Raw genomic sequence first — 12872 nt, forward strand, 5'->3', positions numbered from 1 at the left:
ATGGCAGCCGGGATACTTTCAAAAAAGTGGCAGATGTCGGCTTTACAATCGGGTATTTCGATCTAACTTTCCATGGACATAACAGCCAGATGGAGCGCGCGAATCCCTCTGCGGATGATCGGCTCATGCTTGCGGCGCGCCAAAATAGCGGTGTGAACCGGCTGCTGAAGCGCGGGCGCACCCTCTACCACAAAAGATGGCCGCTCGGCGGTATACCGCCGAGCGTCGTCACTGCGCATATAGCAAGTGCCACCCATGCGCCGCAGCATCGCTTCGGCGAGCGTTTCCGAGCCCATCGAAAGACGGCCTATCGCCAATTGCGGCAGCGCCTCGGCGTGGGCTTTTTCAAGCGCGACCGTGTAGCCTGGCCGGATGTACGTGTCCGGATTGACCTCCGACAGGATACTGGCCGCAGTAGACACCATCACATATTCTTCGACCATCAGAGGATCGTAGGCGATTTCAGGGAGGTATCTGGGCGCGTAGACCACAGCAATATCGAGGTTTCCCAAGCTCAAATCGGAAATCATCTGCGGCGAATAGTCGGATTCTACGTGAATTGACGATTTCGGCAGCACTTGGAACAACGTCTCCACCCAACCTGGCAATATCGAGCGCGTCATCCCGACCTGGGCAGCGACGCGCAAGGTGCCTTCGAACCGGTTAAATGCCCGCACCTCATGGCGGGCCTGAGACCATGTCGACAGCATGGCGCGCGCATAAGCATCAAAACGCCGCCCCGCCGCGGTCGGCTCGGCGCCGGCTCGTCCTCGCAGGAAGAGCTCCGAACCGATGGCCTGCTCCAGGTTCTTGATGCGGGTGCTCACTGTTGACTGCGTTACGCCCAAACGATCCGCAGTGCGGTTAAAATTTCGCGACTCCATGATGTCGAGAAAGGTCTCGATGTGATCCAGCTGCATGTCGCCTCCCAATCGAAAAACCCGATCGTATTAGCCCAAATCACAAGCTTGATCAAATAATGCCCAAGGCGGAAGCTGCCGTTGAAGAAGCCGGCTAGGTTAGCCGGCCTACCACGCCAGGGAGTTGGATAGGGTGTTCATAGTCGATTGCGATTGTCACAATTACTGGTCGAGCGCGACGGTGCTCGAGCCCTATCTTTCCGGCGTCTGGAAAGACATGTTCATGGAAGGCGAAAAAACTGGTCCGAGAGGCGCCTTCCCGCACGGGCACCGTCCCTGGTTTCACCCGCAGGACTTTTCCCGCAAGGATGTCAGGCCCGAGACCGAAGCCGACAATTATCTCATCATGAAGGAAAAGCACCTCGACAAATATAATATCGGGGCCGCCATCCTCACCGGCGACGAGCCGATAGAGGCTTCCACGCTAGCAAACCCATATTACGCTAGCGCGCTGGTCAGGGCCTATAACGACTACCAAATCGCCGAGTGGCTTCCCAAAGACAGCCGCTTCATGGGTTCGATCATCGTCGCGCCGCAGGATCCGAAGCTCGCAGCAGCCGAGATTCGCCGCCTCGGCAACCACCCCCGTATGGTCCAGGTTCTAGCCTCCCAAGGCTCGGTCAAACCGTACGGCGATCCCTTTTACCACCCCATTTTCGAGGCCTGCGCCGAAGTCGGGCTGCCATTTGCAATTCATCTGGGCGGTCATGGCGGCATAAACTGGAACGCGGTCGCGCCGGCTCCGACGACCTTTTTCTGGGAGACGCACGCAATTCTTCACATGTCGGCCTTGTCGCATGTTGCAAGCATGATCGCGCATGGCGTTTTCGAGAAATGGCCGGATCTATATTTCGTGCTCATCGAGTGCGGAGTGGCTTGGGTTCCGTCGGTATTGTGGCGACTGGACGCAGACTACAAAGCTCTGCGCAAGGAAACGCCGTGGCTGAAGATGCTGCCCTCCGAGTATTGCCGGCGCAATATTCGCTTCTCCACGCAACCACTGGAGCAGCCCGCGAACATTCAGCATCTCTGGTCCACTCTCGAAGCAATGGACGGCGAGAACACGCTGATGTTCGCCTCCGACTACCCGCATTGGGATTATGACGATGCCAACACGCTGCACATCCCGCCCGCCTGGAAAAGCAAGATCATGGGATTGAATGCGCTCGAGGTCTATAAACGCATTCCCCGCACGCAAGCGGCGAATGCCGCGTGACGGGAGCAAACCATGGCTGAGAAGACATACATTTGCCGCGTCGACGAAATCGAGACCGGAACTCCGTACATCGCCAAAATCCGCAGCCTTTCAGTCGGGGTTTTCCGCATCGGAGATTCATTCCATGCCTTGCTGAACGTTTGTCCGCACCGCGGCGCTCCGCTTTGCGAGGGACCGCAATGCGGAACCACGGCACCGGTCGACCAAGCGCAATTCATCTATCACCGCGAGAACGAAATCGTGCGCTGCGCCTGGCACGGGTGGGAATTCGACATAAAGACCGGTGCCGCTCTGGTCGACCCGGGCGTGCGTGCCCGAACATTCCCGGTCACGGTGGAAGCTGGTGAAATCTATGTAACGGCGTGAAATTTGCGTCAAACCGCCGGAAAAATCGAAAGGAGGCAAATCGGCTGAATCCACCAGATCTGCTCGATAAATGCCAACAACAAGAATGCGGGAAATCCGCAATGGGAGGAAGCAGTGTCGGAATCTGAATATAAACTGCGCTTAGCGCAAAACCTGATCGGCCGCGGCAAGGTTTCGCGCCGTGATTTCATCCATCTAGGGCTGGCGGCAGGCCTGACGGTCGCCGCCGCCGATATGCTCTTCGTGAGCGTGGCGCGGGCCGCACCGAAGCAGGGCGGCTTCGCCAAGCTCGGCATGGCGCATGGCGCGACGACGGATTCGATCGATCCGGCCGGCTATCCCGATACGTTCACGCAAACCGCCTTTTCGGGTGCCATGTCCAACAGCCTGACCGAGGTCGACGCGAAAGGCAGCATCCAGCCGGACCTTGCCGAGACCTTCGAGACCTCGGACGACGCGACAACATGGGTCTTCAAGCTGCGCAAAGGTGCGACCTTCCACAACGGCAAGACGATCACGGCGGACGACGTGGTCGCCTCTATGCAATATCATATGGGGGCCGACACCAAATCGGCGGCGAAGTCGCTGCTCGAATCGGTGACCAACATCAAGGCAGACGGCCCGGAAACGATCGTTTTCACACTAAACAGCGGGAATGCAGACTTTCCCTACATCATGAGCGACTATCACCTTGTCGTCATGCCTGCCAAGGACGGAAAGGCGGACTGGGAATCGGGCGTCCGGACCGGCGCCTTCGTGCTTGAGAACTTCCAGCCAGGCGTCTCGGCGAAGCTCAAGCGCAACCCCAATTACTTTAAGAACGGCAAACCCTATTTGGACGAGGTCGAGTTTATCGCCATCACGGACCTCGCCGCGCGTATGGCCGCGCTGTCAACCGGCGAGGTTGATTATATCGGCCGCGCCGACCTGAAAACGCTCGGCATGCTGAAGCGCAAGCCGAATATCGAGATCCTCGAGGTGACCGGCTACGGCCACTACACGCTGCCTATGAACGTGACGGTTGCGCCATTCGACAACCCCGATGTGCGCATGGCGTTGAAATGGGCCATCGATCGCGAGGAAATCGCGCAGAAGATTTTCCTTGGCCATGCAACTGTCGGAAATGACAACCCGATCGCACCGGCGATAAAGTTCGCCATCAATCCGGAGCCGCAGCACAAGTTCGATCCGGAAAAGGCGCGCTTCCATCTGAAAAAAGCGGGAATGGAAAATCTCAAGGTCGACCTTTCCGTCGCCGACGCCGCCTTCGCCGGCGCCGTGGACGCGGCCGCCCTCATCCGCGAGACGGCGGCCCAATGCGGCATCGATGTCAATGTGGTGCGCGAGGCCGAGGACGCCTATTGGGACAATGTCTGGCTCAAGAAACCGTGGTGCGCCTCCTATTGGAGCGGTCGTGCAACGGCCGACTGGATGTTCACGCAGGCCTACTCGGCGGATTCCAGCTGGAACGAGACGTTCTGGAAAAATGCCCGCTTCAACGAACTGCTGATCCACGCACGCGCGGAGACCGACGAGGCCAAGCGCTCCGCGATGTATGCCGAAATGCAGCAGTTGACGCATGATGACGGCGGCGCCATCGTCCTGGTCTTCAACAATTTTGTAAGCGCCAAGTCCAAGAAACTGGCGCACGGCGAGCTGGCGCCGAACTGGGAGAATGACGGACTGAAGATGGCAGAGCGCTGGTGGGTAGCCAACGCGTGACGTTCGCCAGGCGAGGCCGCCCGCGGCGCGGGCGGTTCGCTCTTTTCAGGGGAAACGCTCGAAGGCACCGCCCATGAATCCGGTCGTTAGGACGGTTCTGCAGCGCCTGGGCCTCGGCCTGATCACGCTGTTCATCGTCACCATCATCATCTTTTCGGCGATTGCCATGCTTCCGGGCGATTTCGCCAAGGCTATGCTTGGGCAATCCGCGACGCCCGAGACGGTCGCCGCATTCCAGCGCGAGATCGGCATCGATCGTCCGCCGGTTGAGCGCTATTTCGCCTGGGTCGGACAGATCGTGCAGGGGGATTTCGGCTCTTCCTTCGCAAGCCGCACCGGCTACCGGCGCACGGTCGCCGAGATCATTGCGCCCCGGCTCTACAACACGATGTTCCTCGCCGTGATGACTGCCCTTATAGCGGTTCCACTCGCGCTGGGACTCGGCATTCTCGCCGCTCTCTACCGCAACAGCTGGTTCGACCGTGTGGTGAACACGGTGACGCTGACGACGATTTCATTCCCCGAATTCTTCGTCGCCTATATGCTGGCCTATCTCATCATCTCGCGCGACACGTTCATTGGAACCGAATTCGCACAATCCCTGCCCGAGTGGCTCGCGGCTTCGATCAACTGGGTCCTGAACCTGGTTCCCAAATTTCCGACACTGGCGAACATCAGCGACCGAACGCCGTTCTGGGAGCACGTCTGGCGCGCAGCGTTGCCGTCCATCACCCTCACGCTGGTGATTGTTGCCCATATGATGCGTATGACGCGCGTTGCGATTATCAACATGCTGGCAAGCCCCTATATCGACATGGCGCGGCTCAAGGGAATGTCGCCGATGGCAATCGTTCTCAGACACGCCCTGCCCAATGCCTGGGCGCCTATCGTCACGGTAATTGCGTTCAACCTCGCTTATCTCATCGTAGGCGTGGTCGTCGTCGAGGTGGTGTTCGTCTATCCCGGCATCGGCCAATTGATGGTCGATGCGGTGAAGTCCAGGGATGTTCCGGTCGTGCAAGCCTGCGCCCTAATCTTCGCAGCAACCTACATCCTGCTCAACCTGACCGCCGACATCATTTCCATCGCCACCAATCCGAGGCTTTTGCATCCGCGATGACCAGCACCGAACATGCCGTGGCGGTTCCGAGACAGAGGCGCACACGCGCCTCCCGGATAAAAACCGCACTCAAAAAGGCTCCATTCAGCGCTTGGTTCGGCATCGTGGTCATCCTTGGCTATGTCTTCGTCGCGCTGTTAGCGCCCTGGATAGCGCCGTACGGAGAAACGCAGGTTTTCACCGAGGCTTTCGCGCCTTGGAGCCAGGAGTTCATCGTCGGGACCGACCAACTCGGTCGCGACGTGCTCACCCGGCTGATCTATGGCGCGCGCAATACGATCGGCATCGCCTTCGCGACTACGCTTCTGTCCTTCGCGGTCGGCGTCACGCTCGGTTTGCTGGCCGCGATGTACCGGGGGTGGCTCGACCAGATTCTGTCGCGCGCGGTAGATGTGCTGATGTCGATCCCGAGCCTCATCTTCGCGCTGATGTTGCTATCCATCTTCGGTTCGTCGGTCACCAGCCTGATCCTCATCATCGCCCTGCTCGATTCGACCCGCGTATTCCGGCTGGCGCGCGCGGTCGGGCTGAATGTTGCCGTCATGGAATATGTCGAAGCCGCGCAACTGCGTGGCGAAGGGCCGAGATGGATTCTGACCAAGGAGATCCTGCCCAACGTACTGCCGCCGCTGATCGCGGAATTCGGCCTGCGCTTCTGTTTCGTTTTCCTCACCATCGCCGCGCTCTCCTTTCTCGGCGTCGGCATCCAGCCGCCGACTGCCGACTGGGGCTCGATGGTGCGGGAAAACGCTACCCTCATCACCTATGGCGACATCACTCCGCTCTTGCCGGCAGGCGCCATTGCCCTTCTCACGGTCTCGGTGAATTTCGTTGTCGACTGGTTCTTGCATGCGACAAGCGGGTTGCGCGATGAAAAGTAAGAATTCTGGCCAACGCGAAAAGGGCACGAAACTCCTCAGCGTTCGCAACCTTCACGTCGAAGGGTTTTCCGACGAGCGCTGGCATCCGATCGTTCGCGGTGTGGATCTCTCGCTAAACCGCGGTGAGGTTCTCGGCCTCATTGGCGAGTCCGGCGCCGGAAAGTCCACCATTGGGCTTGCCGCGATGGGATATGCCAAGCCAGGCTGCCGGATCACGCAAGGATCCATCCTGTTCGACGGGGTCGACCTCCTCGCCATGACGGAAACCGCACGGCGGCGGCTCCGAGGCTCGCGCATCGCCTATGTCGCGCAAAGCGCGGCCGCTTCCTTCAACCCGGCCCATCGGCTCCTCGATCAGACCGTCGAAACGGTCGTGGCGCACGGGATCGCCAGTCGCGAGGCAGCGAATCGGGATGCCATCAAACTTTACCGGCGTCTTCACCTGCCGGATCCGGAGACCATCGGCTTCCGCTATCCTCACCAGGTCTCCGGAGGACAGTTGCAGCGGGCTATGACGGCGATGGCTATGGCCTGCCGGCCCGACCTGATCATCTTCGACGAGCCGACGACGGCGCTCGATGTGACCACACAGGTCGAGGTCCTCGCCTCGATCCGCCAGATTGTCGAAGAATTCAACACTGCCGCGATCTACGTCACGCATGATCTGGCCGTGGTTGCGCAGATGGCGGACCGGATCATGGTTCTGCGCCATGGCCGTACTGTGGAGGAGGCCGAAACACGCCAGATGCTTGCCGCGCCGGCCGAAGACTATACGAGGACGCTCTGGGCGGTGCGAAAGCTAGCCAAACCCGAAGTGCCGGCCGCGGACCATCTGCTCACGATCGATAACATCACCGCCGCCTACGCAGGGAAAGTCAAGGTTCTGCAGGATGTATCGATCAAGGTGCCGCGCGGACGGACGGTAGCGGTCGTTGGTGAATCTGGTTCCGGTAAATCAACGCTCGCCCGCGTCATCACCGGCCTGCTGCCGCCGGTCTCGGGCTCGATCTCATTTGCGGGGCATCGTCTGCCAAGAACACTGAAAGAGAGGCCCAAAGACATTCTGCGCCGCATTCAGATGATCTACCAGATGCCTGACAACGCGCTCAATCCGCGTCAGACCGTCGAGGAAGTCATCTCCCGGCCACTCGAGTTCTATCTCGGCCTCAAAGGGGGGGCGTGCGACCGCCGGGTTGGCGAACTCATGCACATGATCGAGATGGACGAAAGCTTCCTCGATCGTCTGCCGAGCGAACTCTCGGGCGGTCAGAAGCAGCGCATCTGCATTGCCCGGGCGCTGGCTGCTAATCCGGAGCTCATCATCTGCGACGAGGTGACCTCAGCCCTCGACCAGATCGTACAGGAAGAGATCCTGAAGCTTCTTATGCGGCTGCAACAAGAATTCGGAGTCAGCTACATTTTCATCACGCACGACATCGCGACGGTGAGGGCAATCGCCGACGAAATTGTCGTCATGCATCAAGGCAAAGTCGTCGAGCAGGGGCTCAAGACCGAAATCCTGACGCCGCCGCATGCTCCGTATACCGAACTGCTTCTCTCCTCCGTGCCGGAGATGGATCCAGACTGGCTGACGAAGCTGCTGGAAACCCGGGAGCGCAAGCGGGTCGGCGCGGCGAACTGAATCCCAACGTATTGACCGCTTGGCTCCATTTCTCGCGCGAACGTCGGTTATGCCGCAACCGCGACGTCCAGAATGGTCGCAACAATGTCTGCTTTCAGGCAGTAGCAACGGTCACCTCAACGGCCGATATGGGCGCAAAGCGGACCTAACATAGCAGCGCCCGTTGTGCGTGCCATTGCGCCGGTACCGGTTGAAGTAGATCAGCGGTGGTCATCGTGGCTGGTTGGTGCCCGTCGAGGACCGTCTCGACGATTGCCGGAGAAAGCAGCGTCAGTTGCAAGAGACGATTGACATATGAGGCGCTGATTTTCTCTACCTTGGCGATATCCTCCGCGCTCGCGTAGGCGCCCTGCTTCAGCATCTGCTGCCAGCGATAGGCGCGTGCGATCGCCTTGACGAGTGTATTGTCGACGCGTGGCCGAGCAGAGGCCCAACGCTCCTGGCCGACCGGCGCGACGATCAGCTTGCGCCCTCCCCGCTTGCGAAGCGTCAGCGGAACTTGGACGGTGATGATGTTGGTGTCGCTGCCGGTGTCGCTGTTGGTTATCATGTTGCGCTCGGGACATTTTGACGTTGAGCGAGATCGGCCGCAAGACCGACCAATCCCTCGGTGCGCAGGCGGATGGAAAGGCTGTCCATTGTCACGTCCACGCGTTCGACCAGCAACCGGACGATGCGTGCCTGCTCGGCGGGGAAGAGTTCATTCCAGAGCGGATCGAGTCCGAGCAGCGCCGCCCTCACCTCGTCTTCACTGATCTCGGCATCGTGTTCGCGCCCTGCTTTCCAGGTGGCGATGATGATCTCGGGAGCACGGAGGAGGACGCGCAACTGATCAACGACGGCTGCCTCGACCTCGGCCGCTGGCAGGCGCCCAACTGGGCATGCGCCAGTACCGTGCTTTAGCACCGATTGGCTAACATAGTAGCGGTAGAGCTTGCCTGCCTTGCGCGTATGGGTTGGCGACATCGCACATCCCGTCGGCCCAAATAGAAGACCCTTCAGCAGCGCCGGTGTCTGCGCGCGAGTGTTGGCTGCGCGTTTCCTCGATCCATCTGACAGGATAGCCTGCACCTTGGCCCAGAGGCCGCGGCTGATGATGGCCTGGTGTTCACCAGCATAGGAGGCACCCTTGTGCACGGCTTCGCCGACATAGACAGGGTTGTTGAGCAGCTTGTAGATTACGCCCTTGTCCAATGGACGGCCGCGACGGGTTAAAATCCCTTCGGCCGTCAAAATCCTGGAAAGGGTTGTTGCCGAGCCGGTCGAGATAAACCGCTCGAACACCATGCGGACATTTGCCGCCTCAGACCAGCTTGCGGTCCTTGATGTCGTAGCCGAGCGGCGCCCAGCCGCCCATCCACATGCCACGCTTTCGCGATGCGGCGAACTTGTCACGAATGCGCTCGCCAATCACCTCGCGTTCGAACTGCGCGAAGGAGAGGAGGATGTTGAGCGTCAACCTACCCATTGAGGTGGTGGTGTTAAAGCTCTGGGTCACCGAGACGAAGGTGACGTCGTTGGCATCAAAGGCTTCGACCAGCCGCGAGAAGTCCATAAGCGAGCGTGACAGGCGGTCGATCTTATAGACCACGACCACGTCGACCAGGCCCACGTCCATGTCGGTCAGCAGGCGCTTCAAGGCAGGGCGTTCCAGCGTCGCACCAGAGATCCCGCCATCATCGTAGTGATCGGGCACCAGAACCCAACCAAGGGCCTTCTGGCTGGCCACAAAGGCCTCACAGGCCTCGCGCTGCGCATCGAGCGAGTTGAACTCCATGTCGAGCCCCTCCTCGCTGGACTTGCGGGTGTAGACCGCGCAGCGCAGCTTGCGGACGATGGTCTTCGGGCCCGCCATGTTCATGACCGGCCCCTCGCCTTGCTGCAATGGTTCTTCAGGCCGAAAAACAGCCAGCCGTTCCAGCGCGTGCCGGTGATCGCGCGCGCGACTGAGGACAGCGACTGGTAAGGCCTGCCTTGCCATTCGTAGCCATCAGCAAGGACCGTCACGGTCTGCTCTACGCCCTGCCATTCACGCAGCAGTTGGGTGCCGGCAATTGGACGATCCTCACCGCGGCGGCGTCGCACCGCTACTTCGCCAGGCCGAGGCAGACGCCGCACTGGTTCTGTTTCGAGCACCGCGCCGAAGGGGAGCGGTTTCTGTAGGCAGCAATCAATCAGAATGTCCGCCTACGTCACCGTTTCGCGGCATCGGAATCCCGCTCCTCGCGTCTGAGGAATTCACTGGTGACGGTGCCGAGTTTGCTTTCCAGCCATTCAGCCATCGCCTCTTCCTCGCGCAGGTTTGCCTTGCACGCGCTTTGGGTCTCGGAATCGCCGACCTCGCCGGCTGCGGCGATGAGCATTTTGTAGCTTGCGATCTCCATATGCTCGAATGTGTAGCTGGCCAGCGATCCTTTCATCACCTCGTCGCCTGCGAACAGGCCGCTGATGCTCTGTCCCATGGCGATTAGCTTACCGCCGGCGTCTTTAAGCGTTGATGATCCTTCCCCCATGCGATCGAGGCATTGTTCGAGACGTTTTGCCTGTTGCCTCGTTTCTTCGAGGTGCAGCGTCATCCGGTCGCGTAGCTCGGGATAGTTTTCGAGACGCTCGATTTGGCCGCTCAACATCGTCTCGGCCTGTTCTTCCATGGCGTGAGCGTCGCGAAGCCACTGCGTCAGACGTTCCTTGGAGTCGGTCATGTCTGTCTCCGTTGGTCAGCATAATTTTACTGCCATCGCAACGCCGCCACAGACCGTTAGTTCCGATCGCTCGATAGCTTGGTCCCCAACCGGGAACAAACACTCAACGACCGGCGTTTCTTGCACGAGGACCGGACTGCCGCTCTCCTCGGTCTGGGTGTGAAAGCCCGCTTTCTTTTGCACGTGCAGCGGGGCTCTCGAAGGCTTTCAAATGCCGCGCCCGCGTTTCAATCGCACCTGCCTCAGCCCTCACGATCTGGCTGTTTGTGAACGCGTCTTTGATCAGGTTTGCGCAGATGAATAAATCGACCTTTTTAGCCGGGATGTGGAAGTCTTAGCTGTGACGATTGTCGCGGTTTTCCGAAACATTAGTAACCGATGAGTGCAATTTGCTGGAGGCAGTCCGGTTGGGTTCGTGACGCGGCATTGGCCAAACATCGATAATGAAGGCCAACCAAGCGGCTGGCTTGTTTGCGACGACGGCTCGATGGAGTCGGCGGACTTCATCCACTTTGATGACGCTACGCTTTGAAAGCCAGGGCGTCTCACCTCTTCTTGGTGGCTGCCGATGCGTTCTGCCCAGCCTTCCCACTTGCTTTGGCATCCTTGGAATGCGCCGCCAAAGCGGGCCCGGCGCCGGTGTCTTTCTGCATGTTTCCGCTGCTCGATTTCGCAGGGTTTGCTGTTTTGAAACTCTTGAGCAGTTTGCTGAAGAAACCCATGGTCGCCTCCATTAAAGCACCGGTAGGCAGAAATGCCCCGCTACCTCCTTGGTTCCGCGGAATCTGATACTGTCGCATTCGACTTGGCCGAATTGCTGTTGATGCCCAGTGCAGCTTCTCAGAGGGACCATCGACACTGCGCAGAGCAAGGCAGAGTCTCACCAGCGAAGGGACTAGCGAAGGCTGGATGGCGCAGCGCCTTTACACTGGGCGCGATTTCGCGCAACGCTCAAAGCGGGCTATGAAGAGAGTGAGAATTCCCCGCTACCTTTCGGGCAGCGGGGTTCCTCGATCAGAGGCGGTTGAGGTCACGAGCCCGATCCCGCTCGATCTCGTCGGGAGTATAGTCTTCCGCCTCGGCGTCAAATCCTGTCCAACCGCCGGCCTCGTAGTCTCTGCGACGTTCGGCTAAGTCGACCGATCTGGATTGATTGAGGATCGCTCGGCACGCGGCAGCAACCCGATTACAAAGATGATTATCTGAAGTGGGCTGGTCGTCCCTGTTAGGCGACTCGTGAAAGGACTTGCTGATCCAGGTCGCACCTAGCCAGTCCGAAACGCCAGCGATGGTTCGTTGCCTCACGTCTGCTCTGGTAGAACAAAGTCAGTTTCCCGCCCTCGATCATCACCGTCGAATGGCCGTTCTCCCCAGGCTCACCAGGATCAAGCACAGGGCCGACCGACACGTAGGGACCCTGGACGTCGTCGGCGATGGCGAAGAATACGCGCTGACGACTTCCGCGCGGAACGTCGGGAAGGAAGCAGGTGGCGTTGAGAAGCACGCGACCGTCGGGCAATTCGACCAGTTGGGCGCCCTCGATCCCCCATTCGTAGTCCGGATGCTCGCGCGCATTGTGATGGGGAACGTCGAGATGGTCCAATATCTTGCCGAGACGTTTCCATGGCCCGAACCAGGAATCGGATTGGCTGCGCGCCAGATAGACGTCAGGCTGCGGCACCCTGGTGAATTTAGGCATGCCTGAATAGACGATGTAGCGCTTCCCGCCGATAATCGCCGGATGGGGATCGTAGATACCGTCCTCATCGGTGTCCGGCAGGGACAATATCGCCGGATTCAGCACCACCCAGTTGAAGCCATCATTGGAAACCGCATGCTCGCAACGTCCCCCCGACTTCATGAATTCGGTCTGGATAAACATATGGAAGACGCCGCATTCATGAATGACGCCGGGCGCCGCTATGCCCGATCCGGTTACCGCCAAGTCGAGCGCCTCATGCTCGGTCCACGGCCCATAAAGGTCCGGAGCCGTGGCATGTAGTATATTCCAGCTCTCGGTCGTGACAGTGCCGCTGGAACCGAAGACGTGCCAAAGCGCGCCGTCGAACACCGGACAGGGATCCTTCAGATCATCCACGGACTGCGGGTGAAACAACGGAAAGACGTTGGTTTCAAAGTTGAACTTCATTCCTTGCGGCTCTCTCACGGTGGCTGCCCTCTTCGGCCATCTGTGGCGACCAAAACGAATCATGCGCGGCTCATTAACTCTTATACCTGCGCTCATGAATGGTGGTTGAACGATTGAGCGGATTTCAGCCGTTCTGTGGCAATGCGCCACATTT

At 59.4% G+C, this 12872-nt stretch carries 11 protein-coding genes and 2 pseudogenes; 6 read left to right on the forward strand and 7 right to left on the reverse strand.

Annotated elements, in window-relative coordinates:
• Nucleotides 1–62: 62 nt before the first annotated feature.
• A complete protein-coding gene (locus EOC93_RS10475; RefSeq protein WP_127204566.1) occupies nucleotides 63–920 on the reverse strand; it encodes a LysR family transcriptional regulator in 858 nt (285 codons plus the stop codon).
• Nucleotides 921–1053: 133 nt separating this feature from the next.
• Here EOC93_RS10475 and EOC93_RS10480 point away from each other — a divergent pair, with 133 nt between their 5' ends.
• The 6 genes from EOC93_RS10480 (at nucleotide 1054) to EOC93_RS10505 (ending at nucleotide 7867) form a co-directional block, all read left to right on the forward strand.
• Nucleotides 1054–2136 carry an amidohydrolase family protein gene (locus tag EOC93_RS10480; RefSeq protein WP_127204567.1) on the forward strand — a complete coding sequence of 361 codons (1083 nt, stop codon included), beginning with the start codon at nucleotides 1054–1056 and terminating at the stop codon, nucleotides 2134–2136.
• A gap of 12 nt (nucleotides 2137–2148) precedes the next feature.
• A complete protein-coding gene (locus EOC93_RS10485) occupies nucleotides 2149–2502 on the forward strand; it encodes a Rieske (2Fe-2S) protein (RefSeq protein WP_023797723.1) in 354 nt (117 codons plus the stop codon).
• Nucleotides 2503–2616: 114 nt separating this feature from the next.
• The gene (locus EOC93_RS10490) at nucleotides 2617–4224 is read left to right on the forward strand and encodes an ABC transporter substrate-binding protein (protein WP_245461427.1); all 1608 of its coding nucleotides are present in this window, start codon (nucleotides 2617–2619) and stop codon (nucleotides 4222–4224) included.
• Nucleotides 4225–4297: 73 nt separating this feature from the next.
• Entirely contained in the window at nucleotides 4298–5344 is a 1047-nt protein-coding gene (locus EOC93_RS10495; RefSeq protein ID WP_095488652.1) for an ABC transporter permease, read from the forward strand.
• Complete coding sequence (locus tag EOC93_RS10500; protein WP_095488653.1) at nucleotides 5341–6225, forward strand: ABC transporter permease; 885 nt, start codon at nucleotides 5341–5343, stop codon at nucleotides 6223–6225. Before EOC93_RS10495 ends, EOC93_RS10500 begins: the two co-directional genes overlap by 4 nt.
• Nucleotides 6215–7867: an ABC transporter ATP-binding protein gene (locus EOC93_RS10505; RefSeq protein WP_095488654.1), complete on the forward strand. Its 1653-nt coding sequence runs from the start codon at nucleotides 6215–6217 to the stop codon at nucleotides 7865–7867. Before EOC93_RS10500 ends, EOC93_RS10505 begins: the two co-directional genes overlap by 11 nt.
• Before the next feature lie 145 nt (nucleotides 7868–8012).
• Here the strand turns inward: EOC93_RS10505 and EOC93_RS10510 are convergent, their stop codons facing one another.
• The 6 genes and pseudogenes from EOC93_RS10510 to EOC93_RS10535 form a co-directional block, all read right to left on the reverse strand.
• Complete coding sequence (locus tag EOC93_RS10510) at nucleotides 8013–8417, reverse strand: hypothetical protein (RefSeq protein WP_095488655.1); 405 nt, start codon at nucleotides 8415–8417, stop codon at nucleotides 8013–8015.
• Nucleotides 8414–9722 (reverse strand): annotated as a pseudogene (locus EOC93_RS35530) (recombinase family protein). The gene EOC93_RS10510 and the pseudogene EOC93_RS35530 overlap by 4 nt, the downstream one beginning before the upstream one ends.
• A 2-nt stretch (nucleotides 9723–9724) precedes the next feature.
• Nucleotides 9725–9982, reverse strand: a pseudogene (locus EOC93_RS34730) (DUF2924 domain-containing protein); the annotation flags it as partial.
• Between the two features lie 77 nt (nucleotides 9983–10059).
• Nucleotides 10060–10569, reverse strand: a complete 510-nt coding sequence (locus tag EOC93_RS10525) for a ferritin-like domain-containing protein (protein WP_095488657.1) — start codon at nucleotides 10567–10569, stop codon at nucleotides 10060–10062.
• 545 nt (nucleotides 10570–11114) lie between these two features.
• Nucleotides 11115–11291, reverse strand: coding sequence for a hypothetical protein (locus EOC93_RS34060; protein WP_023801603.1), 177 nt, complete (start codon nucleotides 11289–11291; stop codon nucleotides 11115–11117).
• 503 nt (nucleotides 11292–11794) lie between these two features.
• On the reverse strand, nucleotides 11795–12718 hold the full coding sequence (locus EOC93_RS10535; protein ID WP_095488658.1) for a hypothetical protein: 924 nt from the start codon (nucleotides 12716–12718) through the stop codon (nucleotides 11795–11797).
• Nucleotides 12719–12872 lie beyond the last annotated feature (154 nt).

This window comes from Mesorhizobium sp. M6A.T.Ce.TU.002.03.1.1 (genome assembly GCF_003997275.1).
GTDB lineage: Bacteria > Pseudomonadota > Alphaproteobacteria > Rhizobiales > Rhizobiaceae > Mesorhizobium > Mesorhizobium mediterraneum.